Annotated in this window: 14 protein-coding genes and 1 pseudogene; 7 read left to right on the forward strand and 8 right to left on the reverse strand. The window is 69.7% G+C overall.

Annotated features, from left to right (window positions below):
- Positions 1-183: 183 nt before the first annotated feature.
- Positions 184-1482 (reverse strand): M18 family aminopeptidase, encoded by a 1299-nt coding sequence (locus QFZ74_RS16060; protein WP_307621490.1) that lies wholly within the window; start codon positions 1480-1482, stop codon positions 184-186.
- 245 nt (positions 1483-1727) lie between these two features.
- On the reverse strand, positions 1728-3554 hold the full coding sequence (locus tag QFZ74_RS16065; protein ID WP_307621491.1) for an acyl-CoA dehydrogenase: 1827 nt from the start codon (positions 3552-3554) through the stop codon (positions 1728-1730).
- Positions 3555-3771: 217 nt separating this feature from the next.
- Here QFZ74_RS16065 and QFZ74_RS16070 point away from each other — a divergent pair, with 217 nt between their 5' ends.
- From QFZ74_RS16070 to QFZ74_RS16085, 4 genes and pseudogenes are all read left to right on the forward strand, one after another.
- Positions 3772-4239, forward strand: coding sequence for an SseB family protein (locus QFZ74_RS16070; protein WP_307621492.1), 468 nt, complete (start codon positions 3772-3774; stop codon positions 4237-4239).
- 113 nt (positions 4240-4352) lie between these two features.
- On the forward strand, positions 4353-5330 hold the full coding sequence (locus tag QFZ74_RS16075) for a pirin family protein (RefSeq protein ID WP_307621493.1): 978 nt from the start codon (positions 4353-4355) through the stop codon (positions 5328-5330).
- Between the two features lie 90 nt (positions 5331-5420).
- Positions 5421-5588, forward strand: a pseudogene (locus tag QFZ74_RS16080) (aspartate aminotransferase family protein); the annotation flags it as partial.
- An 87-nt stretch (positions 5589-5675) separates the two neighbouring features.
- The gene (locus tag QFZ74_RS16085; RefSeq protein WP_307621494.1) at positions 5676-6722 is read left to right on the forward strand and encodes an AI-2E family transporter; all 1047 of its coding nucleotides are present in this window, start codon (positions 5676-5678) and stop codon (positions 6720-6722) included.
- A gap of 27 nt (positions 6723-6749) precedes the next feature.
- Here the strand turns inward: QFZ74_RS16085 and QFZ74_RS16090 are convergent, their stop codons facing one another.
- Entirely contained in the window at positions 6750-8849 is a 2100-nt protein-coding gene (locus QFZ74_RS16090) for a SpoIIE family protein phosphatase (RefSeq protein ID WP_307621495.1), read from the reverse strand.
- 192 nt (positions 8850-9041) lie between these two features.
- Between QFZ74_RS16090 and aspS the strand changes: the two genes are divergently transcribed.
- The gene (gene aspS, locus QFZ74_RS16095) at positions 9042-10805 is read left to right on the forward strand and encodes an aspartate--tRNA ligase (RefSeq protein ID WP_307621496.1); all 1764 of its coding nucleotides are present in this window, start codon (positions 9042-9044) and stop codon (positions 10803-10805) included.
- Positions 10806-10885: 80 nt separating this feature from the next.
- On the opposite strand, the gene QFZ74_RS16100 is transcribed toward aspS, so the two are convergent.
- From QFZ74_RS16100 to QFZ74_RS16110, 3 genes are all read right to left on the reverse strand, one after another.
- Positions 10886-11326, reverse strand: coding sequence for a hypothetical protein (locus QFZ74_RS16100; RefSeq protein ID WP_307621497.1), 441 nt, complete (start codon positions 11324-11326; stop codon positions 10886-10888).
- Positions 11323-12201: a hypothetical protein gene (locus QFZ74_RS16105; protein ID WP_307621498.1), complete on the reverse strand. Its 879-nt coding sequence runs from the start codon at positions 12199-12201 to the stop codon at positions 11323-11325. Before QFZ74_RS16105 ends, QFZ74_RS16100 begins: the two co-directional genes overlap by 4 nt.
- Positions 12202-12305: 104 nt before the next feature.
- On the reverse strand, positions 12306-12737 hold the full coding sequence (locus tag QFZ74_RS16110) for an ATP-binding protein (RefSeq protein ID WP_307621499.1): 432 nt from the start codon (positions 12735-12737) through the stop codon (positions 12306-12308).
- A gap of 247 nt (positions 12738-12984) precedes the next feature.
- Between QFZ74_RS16110 and QFZ74_RS16115 the strand changes: the two genes are divergently transcribed.
- Both QFZ74_RS16115 and QFZ74_RS16120 read left to right on the forward strand, forming a co-directional pair.
- On the forward strand, positions 12985-13836 hold the full coding sequence (locus QFZ74_RS16115) for a helix-turn-helix transcriptional regulator (protein WP_307621500.1): 852 nt from the start codon (positions 12985-12987) through the stop codon (positions 13834-13836).
- 3 nt (positions 13837-13839) lie between these two features.
- Complete coding sequence (locus QFZ74_RS16120; protein WP_307621501.1) at positions 13840-14046, forward strand: DUF397 domain-containing protein; 207 nt, start codon at positions 13840-13842, stop codon at positions 14044-14046.
- On the opposite strand, the gene QFZ74_RS16125 is transcribed toward QFZ74_RS16120, so the two are convergent.
- Together QFZ74_RS16125 and QFZ74_RS16130 are read right to left on the reverse strand one after the other, a co-directional pair.
- Positions 13992-14468 carry a hypothetical protein gene (locus QFZ74_RS16125; protein ID WP_307621502.1) on the reverse strand — a complete coding sequence of 159 codons (477 nt, stop codon included), beginning with the start codon at positions 14466-14468 and terminating at the stop codon, positions 13992-13994. The genes QFZ74_RS16120 and QFZ74_RS16125 overlap by 55 nt on opposite strands.
- A 68-nt stretch (positions 14469-14536) precedes the next feature.
- Entirely contained in the window at positions 14537-15211 is a 675-nt protein-coding gene (locus tag QFZ74_RS16130) for a hypothetical protein (RefSeq protein ID WP_307621503.1), read from the reverse strand.
- Positions 15212-15347: the final 136 nt, after the last annotated feature.

The following is a 15347-nucleotide window of genomic DNA, read 5'->3' on the forward strand; positions in this document are numbered from 1 at the left end:
GGTACTTCCCGACCGACCCGAGCGGGGTCTGGTGCGTGCAGCTGCAAGGCGGAGGAGGGCGTCAACGCGATGGGGGTCCCCCCGCGCGAGCGGAGCCGAGCGTGGGGGAGTTGGCAACCGACGACAACGCGGCAGATGTGCGTGCCAGGCCCCGCGACGCCGGGATGATCCAAACGACAGGCCCTAGCCTTCCAGGAAGGCCACCAGGGCGTTCGCCAGCATGAACGGGTCCTGCGCGCCGCACAGTTCGCGTGCGCTGTGCATCGAGAGGATCGCGACGCCGATGTCCACCGTGCGGATGCCGTGCCGGGCCGCCGTGATGGGGCCGATCGTGGTGCCGCACGGCATGGAGTTGTTGGAGACGAACGACTGGAAGGGCACGTCCGCCTTCTCGCAGGCGGCGGCGAACACCGCCCGGCCCGAACCGTCCGTTGCGTAGCGGTTGTTGACGTTGACCTTGAGGATCGGGCCGCCGTTGACGCGCGGGTGGTGCGTCGGGTCGTGCCGCTCCGCGTAGTTGGGATGCACGGCGTGGCCCGTGTCGGAGGACAGGCAGACGGTGCCCGCGAAGGCGCGCGCCCGGTCCTCGTACGAGCCGCCGCGCGCGAACACCGAGCGCTCCAGGACCGAGCCGAGCAGCGGGCCGTCGGCGCCGGTGTCCGACTGGGAGCCGTTCTCCTCGTGGTCGAAGGCGGCGAACACCGGGATGTAGGGCAGGGCGGTACCGGAGGTCGCCACCGCCGCCAGGGCCACCGTACCGGCGTGCACGGACAGCAGGTTGTCCATGCGCGGGCCGGCCACCAGCTCGCGGTCGCGGCCCAGGTAGGCCGGGGGCTCCACGGAGTGCGTCATCAGGTCCCAGCCGGCCACCTCGCCCGCCGGCAGCCCGCTCTCCTCCTCCAGGAAGGCGATGAGGTCGCCGTCGCGCACGTCGTCGCCCATGCCCCAGATCGGCTGCATGTGCCGCTGCTTGTCGAGCTTCAGGCCCTCCGCGGTCACCGACCGGTCCAGGTGGATGGCGAGCTGCGGCACGCGCAGCAGCGGCCGGTCGATGTTCACCAGCCGGGTGGAGCCGTCGCGCAGGGTCAGCCGGCCCGCGAGACCGAGGTCGCGGTCGAGCCAGGAGTTCAGCAGCGGTCCGCCGTAGATCTCGACGGCGATCTGGCGCCAGCCGTGCGCCCCGCTGTCGGGCAGCGGCTTGACCCGCAGGTTGGGGGAGTCGGTGTGCGCGCCGACGATCCGGAACGGCGTGTGGGGCGCGGCGCCCTCGGGGACGTACCAGGCCACGATGGCACCGCCGCGCAGCACGTACTTGCCGCCGCTGGTCCCGTCCCAGGCGTCCGTCTCGGCGACCTGGCGGAATCCGGCCTTCTCCAGCCGCTCGGCGGCGTTCGCCACGGCGTGGTACGGCGACGGTCCGGCCGCCAGGAAGGACATCAGGTCGTCGGTGTGGCCGCGGTCGAACCGGGCTGGTGCGCTCATGGGTTCACCTTAACGACGTACGAGGGCTGGTCGACGGGGTACACGGGCCCCGCGGGCGAGGGCCATCGCAGTCCGGTCGGCGGCGTTACGCGGAGCCCCGCGGGCGAGAGCGATCGGCCTGGACGAGGGCGTACGAGGGCCCCGCGGGCGGTGTGTGGCGGGGCGGGTCCACGACGGGCGCGGGCCCGCTCCCGGTGAGGGGAGCGGGCCCGCGCTGGTCGTCGGTCGGACGAGCGGGACGCCGGTCAGAACGCGGCCTCGTCCAGCTCCATCAGGTCCAGCTCGACGTTCTCCGAGATCTTGCGGGCGAGGGTGACGCCCGGCAGGACGTTGGCCGCGAAGAACTTCGCCGCCGCGATCTTGCCGGTGTAGAAGGCCTTGTCCTTCGCCGACGCCGTCTGCAGCTTCTCGGCGGCGATGGCCGCGCCCTTGAGGAGCAGGTAGCCGACGATCACGTCACCGGAGGCCAGCAGCAGGCGGGTGCTGTTGAGGCCCACCTTGTAGATGTTCTTGACGTCCTGCTCGGTGGCCGCGAGGTCGGTCAGCATCAGGCCGACGATCGCCTCCAGCTCGACGGCGGCCTTGGCGAGCTGCTCGCGGGCGCCCGCCAGCTCCTCGCCGCCGGTGCCGAGCGCCAGGAACTTCTTGATGTCCTCGGCGATGCCGTTCAGCGCGGCGCCCTGGTTGCGGACGATCTTCCGGAAGAAGAAGTCCTGGCCCTGGATCGCGGTCGTGCCCTCGTAGAGGGTGTCGATCTTGGCGTCGCGGATGTACTGCTCGATCGGGTACTCCTGCAGGAAGCCGGAGCCGCCGAAGGTCTGCAGCGACTGGGCGAGCTGCTCGTAGCCCTTCTCGGAGCCGTAGCCCTTGACGATCGGCAGGAGCAGGTCGTTCAGCGCGTGCTCGGTCTTGGCGTCCTCGCCGTTCGCCTCCTTGACCGCGATCGCGTCCTGGATCGAGGCGGTGTAGAGGACGAGGGCGCGCATGCCCTCCGCGTACGCCTTCTGCGTCATCAGCGAGCGGCGTACGTCGGGGTGGTGCGTGATGGTGACCTTGGGCGCGGTCTTGTCCATGAACTGCGCGAGGTCCGGGCCCTGGACGCGCTCCTTGGCGTACTCCAGCGCGTTGAGGTAGCCGGTCGACAGCGTCGAGATCGCCTTCGTGCCGACCATCATGCGGGCGAACTCGATGATGCGGAACATCTGGCGGATGCCGTCGTGCTTGTCGCCGATCAGCCAGCCCTTGGCGGGGTGACGGTCGCCGAAGGTCATCTCGCAGGTGTTGGAGGCCTTCAGGCCCATCTTGTGCTCGACGTTGGTGGCGTAGACGCCGTTGCGCTCACCCAGCTCGCCGGTCTCGAAGTCGAAGAGGTACTTCGGGACGAGGAAGAGGGACAGGCCCTTGGTGCCGGGGCCGGCGCCCTCGGGGCGGGCGAGGACGTAGTGGAGGATGTTCTCCTCCATGTCGTGCTCACCGGACGTGATGAAGCGCTTGACGCCCTCGATGTGCCAGGAGCCGTCCTCCTGCTGGATCGCCTTGGTGCGGCCGGCGCCGACGTCCGAGCCCGCGTCGGGCTCGGTGAGCACCATGGTGGAGCCCCAGGTCCTGTCGACCGCGATCTGGGCCCACTTCTTCTGCTCCTCGGTGCCCTCCTCGAAGAGGATGCGCGCGAACGCGGGGCCGGAGGCGTACATCCAGATCGCCGGGTTCGAGCCGAGGATCAGCTCCGCGTACGACCAGATCAGCGACGGGGGAGCGGTGGTGCCGCCGATCTCCTCCGGAATGCCGAGGCGCCAGTACTCGGAGTCCATGAAGGCCTTGTAGCTCTTCTTGAAGGCCGCCGGGACGGGCGCGGTGTTCGTCTCCGGGTCGAAGACCGGCGGGTTGCGGTCGGCGTCGGCGAAGGAGGCGGCCAGCTCGTTCTCCGCGAGGCGCGTCAGCTCCTCGAGGACGCTCTTCGCGGTGTCCGTGTCCATCTCGGCGAACGGGCCGGTGCCGTACAGCTTGTCGCGTCCGAGCACCTCGAAGAGGTTGAACTCGATGTCGCGGAGATTCGGCTTGTAGTGCCCCATGTGACGGCTCCGTATCGGACTCGGCGAGGCACTGACTCCTCGCGACTGGTTCACGTACCAACAAGTAGCTACTGGGATGATGCTACCCGCCAGTAATAAAGCGCAACCCGGTCGGGCCAAGTGTGATCCGGGTCTACGGACGGCGGTGCGAGCGGTACCGCGGGTAGCTCCGCATACGGGCATCGCGGGCCCGGCGCCTCTCGGTACGCTTGCGCGCATGTACGGCTACGACCAGAGCGCTCAGCAGCAGTACGCCCAGCCGCAGCAGAACATGTCCGGCGGCGCCGGCGGGTACGGGCAGCAGTCGCCGCTCTACCCGGAGCCGTCCGCGCCGTCGCTCGCGGATGCGGTGCGCGCCTTCACCACCGGGCAGATGTCCGTCGAGGACTTCCAGCAGGTGTTCGCCACGTCCAAGGTCTACTGCCCCCGCGGCGACAACCCCGGCTTTCTTGCCTTGCACAACACCCAGCAGCCGGTGATCCCGATGTTCACCACGCTCAAGGAGCTGCGCCGGTACGCGGGCAAGGAGTCCAAGTACTTCGTGATCACCGGAGCCGAGGTGATCGACCTGCTGCCGACCGGCTACGGCTTCGTCCTGGACATGGAGGGCGAGCACCGCATGGTCTTCGACGCCAAGGCCGTCGAGCAGATGGTGGAGTTCGCGATGCGGCGGATGTACGGCTGACCAGCGCCGACGCTGCCTTGAGGCCCGGAGGGAATTCCCTCCGGGCCTTCTCTGTTATGACTGGCGAAAAGTTCAACGCTCAACTAAAGTGGGCGCACTAAGGAGGTACTGACATGCCTGCAGTGACTGTCGAGAACCCGCTGGCGCTTCCCCGCGTGACTGCACCGGCCGACGCGGTGGCCCGCCCGGTGCTCGCCGTCCAGACCGCGCCGAGCGGTTTCGAGGGTGAGGGCTTCCCGGTGCGCCGCGCGTTCGCCGGAATCAACTACCGCCACCTCGACCCGTTCATCATGATGGACCAGATGGGTGAGGTGGACTACGCGCCGGGCGAGCCCAAGGGCACCCCGTGGCACCCCCACCGTGGCTTCGAGACGGTCACGTACATCATCGACGGGACCTTCGACCACCAGGACAGCCACGGTGGTGGCGGCACCATCACCGACGGCGACACCCAGTGGATGACCGCCGGCTCGGGCCTGCTGCACATCGAGGCCCCGCCGGAGGCGCTGGTGATGTCCGGCGGGCTCTTCCACGGCCTCCAGCTGTGGGTGAACCTCCCGGCCAAGGACAAGATGATGGCGCCGCGCTACCAGGACATCCGCGGCGGCAGCGTCCAGCTGCTCACCACCCCCGACGGCGGCGCGCTGCTGCGGGTCATCGCCGGTGAGCTGGACGGCCACGCCGGTCCCGGCATCACGCACACGCCGATCACGATGGTCCACGCGACGGTGGCGCCGGGTGCGGAACTCACCCTGCCCTGGCGCGAGGACTTCAACGGTCTCGCGTACGTCCTTGCGGGCCGCGGCTCCGTCGGCGCCGAGCGCCGCCCGGTCCACCTGGGCCAGACCGCCGTCTTCGGGGAAGGCTCCTCGCTCACCGTCCGCGCGGACGAGAAGCAGGACTCGAACACGCCGGCCATGGAGGTCGTGCTGCTCGGCGGACGTCCGATCCGCGAGCCCATGGCGCACTACGGACCGTTCGTGATGAACACCCGCCAGGAGCTCCAGCAGGCCTTCGAGGACTTCCAGAAGGGCCGCTTCGGCAACATCCCGGCGGTGCACGGCATGACCGAGGAAGGGCCGACGGCCTGACCCCGAATCACCCGAGGGCCGAGCCAGGGCCGAGCTGGGGCACCGCCCCTGGCTCGGCTCCGGCGGCTTCGGCGCTCCGGCGGCGCGGGCGTCGGTGGGCTGCTCATCGAGCGGCTGCGGTCGGTCGCCGCGCGGCTGCCCGGCGTACGGGAGGTGCGCGGGCTCGGGTTGATGATCGGCGTCGAGCTGGTGACGCCCGGCACCGACGAGGTCGACCCGCAGGCGGCTGCCGCCCTGATGGAGGCCGGAACGGGCGGCTTGAGCGGGCCGCCCTGCCTGACGCCGTGTCACCCGGGCGGGCCGTCCGCGCAGGACAGCCCGCCCCGCCTGTGATCCGCTGGGAGCGTGCCGGATCCCAGCCGACTGCTCCCCGACCCCGTCCGCCGTCTCGCCGTCTGGTGCGTGGTGATCCTGCTGGTCGCCGGGGTCGTGTACGTCGGGATCCAGCTGATCGTGACGTTCCGTACGGCCGTCGTGCCGGTGATGCTCGCCCTGCTGGGGACCGCACTGCTCAGGCCGTTGTACGTGCGGCTCGCGCGGGCCGGGGTGAACCGGTCGCTGGCGGCCGGGCTCACCTGCGTCGCGGTCGTGGCGGTGGTCGGCGGCGCCGTCTACATCGTCGTCTCCGCGCTGGTCGACAGCGGGGACCAGATCATCTCCTCGCTGCGCGACGCCGCCAAGTCGCTCGCCGAGCGCTTCGGCGCGGCCGGCACCTCGCTCGACGACCTCGCCACCAACTCCGGGGACCTGCTCCGTAAGTTCGGCGGGACGGCCGCCTCCAACGTCATCAGCGGGGTGAGCGTGGTCGGCGAGGGCATCGCCGAGGCCGTCCTGGCGCTGCTGCTCTCCTTCTTCTTCCTGCGCGACTCACCGCGCGCCCTGCGGGCGCTGAGGACCGTCGCCCCGCACGGCACCGCCGGTCTGCTGGAGGCCATGGCGCGGCGGGCCTTCGAGCGGGTCGAGGGCTTCATGCGCGGGACCACGCTCATCGCCCTCATCGACGCCATCTGCATCACCATCGGCCTGCTCGTCCTGCGGGTCCCCGGCGCGCCCGGCCTCGGCGCGCTCGTCTTCGTCACCGCGTACATCCCCTATCTCGGCGCCTTCCTCTCCGGTGCGGTGGCCGTGCTGGTCGCGCTGGCCGACCGGGGGTTCGTGATCGCGCTGTGGGCACTCGGGGTCGTCATCGCCGTGCAGATGCTGGAGGGGCACGTGCTCCAGCCGTTGATCCAGAGCCGCACCGTGCAGATGCATCCGGCGGTCGTCATGGTGGCGATCACTGCTGGGGCCTCCGTGGCCGGGATCCTCGGGATGCTGCTCGCGGTCCCGCTGACCGCGGCCGGCTTCGGGATCGTGCACGAGCTCAGGGTGCGGTACGGCGCCGGGGAGTGACGCCGTACGCCTGCCGTCGGTCGCGCCTCACTGCGCCTCGTACAGCTCGAACCAGATGCTCTTGCCCTCGCCCCGCGGGTCCACGCCCCAGGCGTCCGCGAGCAGTTCGATCAGCATCAGGCCGCGGCCGGAGGAGGCCAGCTCGCCCGGGCGCCGCTTGTGCGGCAGGTCGTCGCCGGCGTCCGTGACCTCGACCTTCAGCCGCCGCTCGCCCGGATCGCCGCTGACCTCGACGAGCAGCGCGGCGTCGGTGTCGGTGTGCACGAGGACGTTGGTGAGCAGCTCGGAGAGCAGCAGGACCGCGGAGTCGACCTGGTCGGGCGAGGCCCAGTCGTGCAGCAGCTCGCGCAGATGCCGGCGGGCCTCGGCGATCCGCTCGGGTTCGGCCTGGGCCACCCCCAGCAGCGTGCGCCGGACCGTCGGCCGCGGGACGAGGGTGCCGGTCTCCTCCCCCGGCCGGTGCAGCAGCAGGAGGGCGATGTCGTCCTCGCGCCGGTCGGCGAGCGGGCCGGTGGTGTGGTGGGAGGACGGCCCGTGCACGCCCTGCACCAGCCCCTCGGCGAGCGCCTCCAGGGTTCCCTCGTGGTTCTCCAGGATGGCGCGCAGGCGCCGCCAGCCGCTCTCCATGTCGTGGCCGCCGGTCTCGATCAGCCCGTCGGTGCAGATCATCATGGTCTCGCCGGGCTCCAGCGTGAACCGTGTCGTCGGGTAGTCGGCGTCCGGGTCGATGCCCAGCGGCAGCCCGCCCGAGGTCGGCCGGGTCACGACCGTGCCGTCCCCCAGGCGTATCACCGGCTCCGGGTGCCCGGCGCGGGCGATCTCCAGCACGCCGGACGCCGGGTCGGTCTCCAGATAGAGGCAGGTCGCGAAGCGCGGGTCGGCGGACTGGTCGCCGCCGGTGATCCCGTGCAGGAAACGGGAGGCGCGGGAGAGGACGGCGTCGGGGCGGTGGCCCTCGGCGGCGTAGGCCCGTAGCGCGATCCGCAGCTGGCCCATCAGCCCGGCGGCCCGTACGTCGTGCCCCTGCACGTCCCCGATGACGAGCGCGCGGCGCCCCGAGGGCAGCGGGATCACGTCGTACCAGTCGCCGCCGACCTGGAGACCGCCGCCCGTCGGGATGTAGCGGGCGGCGAGGCGCATGCCGGGGATGTCCGGGCCGAGGACGGGCAGCATGGAGCGCTGGAGCCCGTCGGTCAGCTCCCGTACCGACTCGGTGGCCTCGGCACGGGACAGGGCCTGGGCGAGCATGCGGGCCACGGTCGTCAGCACGGATCGCTCGTCGGGGGTGAAGGCGACCGGGTGGGTGAAGGCCGCGAGCCAGGCGCCCATCGTGCGGCCGCCCGCCGTCAGCGGCAGGAACGCCCAGGACTGGCGGCGGAAGGGCGCGGCGAGCGGCCAGGTCAGCGGGTAGCGGGACTCGTACTCCTCGGGCGAGGAGAGATAGACGGCGCGGCCGGTGCGGACGACCTCCGTGGCCGGGTAGTCGGTCTCCAGCGGCATGTGGAAGAAGGGCGCCTCGTCGCCGAGCTTCTGCCCGTGGTGGCCGATGATCGTCAGGTGGTCGCCCTCCACCCCGAACACGGCGAGCCCGTCGGGTGTGAACCCCGGCATCGACAGCCCGGCCGCGACCCGCAGCACCTCCTGGGTGGACCGCGCCTCGGCCAACGCCCGGCCCGCGTCCAGCAGGAACGCCTCGCGTGAGCGCCGCCAGTCGCCGTGGACCGCGCGGCGGCCGGCCGGGGTGCCCGGGGTCGGCTCGGTGACCTCCTGGAGGGTGCCGATCAGTTCGTACGTCCTCCGGTCGGTGTCGAAGGACGGCTTGGACCGGCTGCGGACGACCCGCACGATGCGGCCGTGCCCGTCCATGACCCGGATCCGCACCTCGGCGAGGGTGTCCTCGGCGGCGGCGAGCTGGACCACGCCGGTGATCTCGTTCCAGTCGACGGGGTGGAGGCGGGACCGCACCTGGGCCTCGGTGAGGGTGGCCGGCGCGGCGGGCAGCCCGAGGAGCCGTGCCGCCTCCGCGTCCACGCTGACCAGGCCGGTGGCGGTGTCCCAGCGCCACACCCCGGTCGCGAGGACGGTGAGGACGTCCGCCACGGCGGGCAGCGGCTCGTCTGTTCGCATTGCCCCACTTTAAGAAGACGGGATCGGAACGTGCCACACATGATCCGAGGTCATCCCGTCCGCCGCCCGTGCCGCGTCTGCCGCTGGTGGATGGCGTCAATGGTGGGGAGGCGACCTTGGGGTGCCCGGTACGCTGGGGGAGAGTTTCACGTGAAACAAGCCACCCGATCCGCGAAGACTGGATGAACGACGATGCATCGGTACAGGTCCCACACCTGCGGCGAGCTCCGCGCCTCTGACGTCGGCACCGACGTCCGGCTGAGCGGCTGGCTGCACAATCGGCGCGACCTGGGCGGCATCCTCTTCATCGATCTGCGCGACCACCACGGCATCACGCAGCTCGTCGCCCGCCCGGGCACGCCCGCGTACGAGGCCCTGGACAAGCTGTCCAAGGAGACCGTCGTCCGCATCGACGGCACGGTCGTCTCCCGCGGCGCCGAGAACATCAACACCGAGCTGCCCACCGGTGAGATCGAGGTCGAGGTCGGCGAGGTCGAGGTGCTGGGCGCGGCCGCCCCCCTCCCCTTCACGATCAACACCGAGGACGGGGTCAACGAGGAGCGGCGTCTGGAGTACCGCTTCCTGGACCTGCGCCGCGAGCGCATGCACCGCAACATCATGCTGCGTACGGCGGTCATCTCCGCCATGCGCCAGAAGATGTCCGCGATGGGCTTCAACGAGATGGCGACGCCGATCCTGTCCGCCACCTCCCCCGAGGGTGCGCGCGACTACGTCGTCCCGTCCCGCGTCCACCCGGGCCGCTTCTACGCCCTGCCGCAGGCGCCGCAGCAGTTCAAGCAGCTGCTGATGATCTCGGGCTTCGACCGCTACTTCCAGATCGCGCCCTGCTTCCGCGACGAGGACGCCCGCGCCGACCGCTCGCCGGGCGAGTTCTACCAGCTCGACGTCGAGATGAGCTTCGTCGAGCAGGAGGACATCTTCCAGCCGATCGAGAAGCTCATGACGGAGCTCTTCGAGGAGTTCGGCGGCGGACGCCACGTCACCTCCCCCTTCCCACGCATCCCGTTCCGCGAGGCGATGCTCAAGTACGGCTCCGACAAGCCGGACCTGCGCGCCAAGCTGGAGCTGGTGGACATCACCGACGTCTTCGAGGGCTCGGCGTTCAAGGCCTTCGCGGGCAAGCACGTGCGTGCCCTGCCGGTGCCGGACGTCTCCGCCCAGCCGCGCAAGTTCTTCGACCAGCTCGGTGAGTTCGCGGTCGCGCAGGGCGCGCAGGGCCTGGCCTGGGTCCGCGTCGGTGAGGACGGTTCGCTGACCGGCCCGATCGCCAAGTTCCTCACCGAGGACAACGTCGCGGAGCTGACCAAGCGCCTTTCGCTGGCCCCGGGCCACGCGGTCTTCTTCGGCGCGGGCGAGTTCGACGACGTCTCGAAGATCATGGGCGCGGTCCGCGTCGAGGCGGCTCGCCGTGCCGGCCACTTCGAGGACGGCGTCTTCCGCTTCTGCTGGATCGTCGACTTCCCGATGTACGAGCGGGACGAGGAGACCGGCACGATCGACTTCTCGCACAACCCGTTCTCCATGCCGCAGGGCGGCCTGGAGGCCCTGGAGAACCAGGACCCGCTGGACATCCTGGGCTGGCAGTACGACATCGTCTGCAACGGCGTCGAGCTGTCCTCCGGCGCGATCCGGAACCACGACCCGGAGATCATGCTCAAGGCCTTCGAGATCGCGGGCTACGACCGCGAGACGGTCGAGGAGAAGTTCGCGGGCATGCTCCGCGCCTTCCGCTTCGGCGCCCCGCCGCACGGCGGCATCGCCCCGGGCGTCGACCGCATCGTCATGCTCCTCGCGGACGAGCCCAACATCCGCGAGACCATCGCCTTCCCGCTCAACGGCAACGCCCAGGACCTCATGATGGGCGCCCCGACGGAGCTGGACGCGTCGCGCCTGAAGGAACTGCACCTGTCGGTGAACAAGCCGCAGCCGAAGTAATCGACGGTTGTCGAGTGAGGGCCCGGATTCCCGAGGGCGGGATTCCGGGCCCGTTCACTTTCCGGCATCGGAGCTGCGGTTCACTTCCTGCCCTCGCGGGCATCCCGTTCTTCGATGAACAGGTCCGCGGCTCTGTCGACCGTCATGGACCGCTTCAGCCAATGGGTGAGGGTGGCCAGGTCGGAGCAGGAGGTGACACGTTCCCACGTGGTGCCGGTGACGTGGATGCCTCGGCCTTGCAGGACCCTCAGGACCGCAGTCGCCCTTCCCTCGGCGAATCCATCGGCCCACCCTTGCGCGTGATCCTCGGTCCAGCCGCCTGCTTTGGCGCGCAGGTGCGTGACCTCCTCCAGGGAGAGTGAGTCTCTGCGGCTCAGCTCGTTCAGGTGCGCGTTCTGATCGGCGATCGCGTCCTTCGGGGGAAGTCCCATGGCCATGGACAACGCCGTGACCGTATAGCGGCCTGTCAGCTTTTCCTGTAGCTCTGGACTCAGGCGATCGAATCGGAGATCCCGCCTCACGGCGCGGCGTCCGTCGGAGCGGCCGTGTCATCGGTGAACAGATCTTCCGCGCACTCGACCGTTCCGGAGCGGTCGAGCCAGTCGGCCAGCGTGTCGAGGTCGGTGCAGGAAGTGATGCGCTCGCGGACGTCGTCGGAGACGGTCAGTTTGCGAACCTCAAGGACCTTCAGGATCCCCTTGGCCTCGCCGCGAGCCTCACCCTCGATGTAGGCCTTCTCCAGGACCGTGCCGCGGCCGGGGAAGTAATTGACGAAGGTCATGATGTGCCTCCATTTTTCTCCGGCGGGGGTGCCCCCCAGGGCGGAGTCCAGGAACTGGTAGAAGTAGCTGGCCGCGCTCCAGTCCATGCCCGCGAGGGCACGGCCCAGTGCGTCCAGTATGGCGCCGTGTTCGGGGCTGTTGGCATGAGCCAGAGCGGAAAACGCCGCCATCGCGGGCTTCTCGGCCGCGGTTCTCTCGTCGGTGATCACCGGGAGGTTGTCCGGTCCGGCAACCAAGGGGTATGTCCGCTGGGCGGTCCAGCCACGTGCGCCGCATTCGAAGGGGCCGACAGCCCACTTGGTCGTGGCCCGGTCACGGCAGACGACGAGAAGCAGCACCGGCAGGCCGTACTTCGCCTGAAGATACGCGACGTAGTAGGCCCAGCTCGACTCCTTCTTCAAGTCCCGTCGCTCCTGCGCTTCGACGGCGAGGATGAAGTCATCTCCGTCGGATGGATCGATACGCAGGACTGTGTCGACGTGGCGTGCCATGGGCTTGGTCTCCGTCACGTCTGAGGGAATCGCGTACGCCGCTGCCTTGTCGGGTAACGCGATGCCCAGGGCATCGAAGACAGGACTCAGGATCTCGGGCCGCTCCTGGAAGATGCGGTGCATGCCCTCGTGGGCTGATGTGACCATGTGCGCAACCTAGGTTGATCAAGGGGCGAGTTGTCTGGGCGATCGGCGGTCGTTCACTCTTTCGGGGCGTGAGTAAACGTTCACGCGACAGTGGCGGTGACCGTGGTCAGTTCGCACCAGACGTACTTGCCGCGGTTGCCGAAGCGGGAGAGGGGTTGCCAGCCCCAGAGGTCGGAGCAGGCGCGGACCAGGGCGAGGCCGCGGCCTTCCTCCAGATCCGTGAGGTGCTCCAACGGGCTTGGTGGTTCCGGAGGTTCGGGATCGGTGTCCCAGGTCCCGATGCGGAGGACGCCGGGCCTGTAGCGGACGCGCAGGGCGGCCGGTCCCTTGGTGTGCCGTACGGCGTTGCCGATCAGCTCCGACGTGAGGAGTTCGGCGGTGTCGACGAGGGCGATCAGGCCGTGCATCGTGAGGATGAGGCGGAGCGTGCGGCGGGTGATCGTGACGGCCCTCGGGTCGTTGGGGATGTAGAGGGAGTACTCCCAGGGGGCGTCGGCTCTGCTTTCGGGCATGGGGCAACTCCGGATGGCGGTGGGGCGGTTGATGGCGAGCTGCGCACGACGGGCGGTGGCTCTGTCGCCGCCGTCATGGCATGACGGGGCGGTGCGCTTCCGGGTCCCCGGGTTTCGCAGTGTGTGCGTCGTGTCACGGACGGTAGGGGGAAATATTGCTCCCCTGCAAGCCGCTCGCGTAATCTCCCACTCGATCGAGGTCACCAACCTCTCGTAGAGAAAGCGCTGTTGTAGAGACGAGGACCCTATGCCTGCCAGGACTCAGCCGACTGCCCGCCAGATGCGCCTCGGCGCCGAGCTGCGGAAACTGCGCGAGGCTGCCGGCCTGTCGTCACGTGACGCTGCGGGGCTACTGGGGGTGACCCCGGCCCAGATGAGTCAGTTCGAGGCGGGCAACGCAGGGATCAACGAGGAGCGCGTGCGCCGACTGGCAGGTCACTACGCCTGTGTGGATGGCGAGTTGATCGACGCGTTGGTGGAAATGGCGGCGGACCAGACCCGAGGATGGTGGGAGAAGTTCCGGGGCGTGCTACCGATGTCGTTCCTCGACCTGGCTGAGCTGGAGCACCATGCGACGTTCGTTCACGAGATCGGGACCACACATGTGACCGGTCCTCTGCAGACCGAGGACTATGCGCGCGCCGTCTTCGAGTACTGGCGCCCGGAGCTTCCGACGAGTGAACTGGATGCGCGTGTCGCTCATCGCATGCACCGCAAGGCGGTTCTCGCCAGGGAGGGCGATGCGCCGTACACGGCGATCCTGCACGAGTCCGTACTGCGTACCCGTGTGGCCGATCGGCGTGTGGCGCGTGCTCAACTGCGCGAGATCATCAACCAGGCCGAGCGGCCTGGTGTCACCGTGCGGGTGATTCCGTATGACATCGACGGGTTTGCCGGTGCGAGTGCGGCTCTCCTCTATGCCGGGGGACGCGTACCCGCTCTCGACACCGTGCAGAAGGACACGCCGTCGGGGTCGGGATTTGTGGATGCGGCTGCACAACTCGGAGCGATGCGAACACTTTTCCGTAAAGTGGAGTCGGCGTCCTTCGACCCCGGCCGGTCGCGGGATTTCATCCACCAACTCGCGATGGAGTTGTAAGCCGTGATCCAGTGGCAGAAGTCGACCTTCTCCAGCGGTTCGGACGGAGCCTCCTGCATCGAACTTGCCGAAGACAGCTCGTTGTTCCTCCGTGAGAGCGACGACCCCGACCGGATGATCATCGTCGCCCCCGTCGCCCTCGCCGCTCTCCTCCGTCAGGTGTCGTACGAGCCGTTCCATGGGGCGGTGAAGCCGAGGCGGTCCGGGTAGAGCTCGGCCCAGCCGCCGTCCTCGTCGGTGCCGGTCAGGAGGCCGAACCGTACGCCGTCCACGGTGAGTTGGAAGGGGCGTATGGCGATGTCCGTGTAGGAGCGGCGGGGGAGACTGCGCAGCAGTTTCGCCAGGTGGGCGCGGGCGAGGGCGAGGACCGAGTCGGCGCCGTGCGGGTTGCGCTGCTGCTCGGCCCAGGTGCCGGCGCACCAGATGTCCGAGTCGCGGTAGCGGCCCTCGGCGTCGAAGAGGTGAAGCACCGTGTAGAGGCACTTGTGGTCTTCCCAGCCGTCGTCGGGACGGTATCCCTCACGGAACGCGTACGTGATCGACGCCAGGAACTGACCACCGGCGTACCGGCCTATGGTCTCGGTGCGGTGCTTCGGCTCGTAGGCGATCGGAATCACCTCGGGAACTGCCATGACGCTCACCTTACGGAGGGGCATGGACGTACCCGCACTCGGACCCGGATTCTCCACCATCAACCCTCTTAACCCCCGCAGTCGTCCGGAGACGCCCCCTCCTCCAGCAGGCGCTCCGCGATGTCCGTCGCCCAGGACTGGGCCCAGGCCCGTAGGGCGGTGATCTCCTCGTCGGTGAGGGCGTACGTCGTGAAGGCCGCGTCCGCGTAGGAGTCCGTGCCCTCCAGGCGAGTCTGGAGGGTGGGGAGGTCGAAGTCGTCCCTGGCGTGGCGGCGGGCCAGTTCCTCCAGGCCGGGGTGAGTGAAGCGGGCGGATGCCGCTCTCGCGTCGATCAGGTCGACCGGCAGGCCTCGGTCGTACAGGGCGCGGATCTTCGTGCCTACCGCGTCCTCCAACGCGAGCGTCGGGCCGTACGGGGTCAGGACGGGTGGGCTCCAGAGGGTTTCCTTGTGGAGGCCGAGGAGGGACCGCGTGCCGGATTCCGGGTCCGTGACCGTCAGATGGGCCGAGAGGGGGTCCGCGTCCTGGAGGGTCACCTCGCGGCCCCGGGAGGTCAGCGCGTCGCGGAGGCCGGCCGCGATATCCGGCATCGGCTCGGCGCTCTCCGTCGCGAAGTCCACGTTCGCGTGCGGGCGTTCGAGCAGGCCGTGGGCCTGGAGGGCGTAGCCGCCGGCCAGGGCCAGGGGGGCGGCCACGGCGAGGACGTCGGTGAGGAGGCGGCGGTGGGGTTCGGGGAGGTTCACTCGACGAATTTTCCGGGCCTTCTGCCACCCGCGCCCGGTTTCAGGCGTCAGTGGTGTGTCCGGACCTGAAGCCGCCGCGCTCGCTCTTGGGGCCGAGGGCTGAGCATCGGTCCCCGGCCTCACCGCCCCGCCGGCG

It is taken from the genome of Streptomyces sp. V3I7 (assembly GCF_030817495.1).
Classification (GTDB): domain Bacteria; phylum Actinomycetota; class Actinomycetes; order Streptomycetales; family Streptomycetaceae; genus Streptomyces.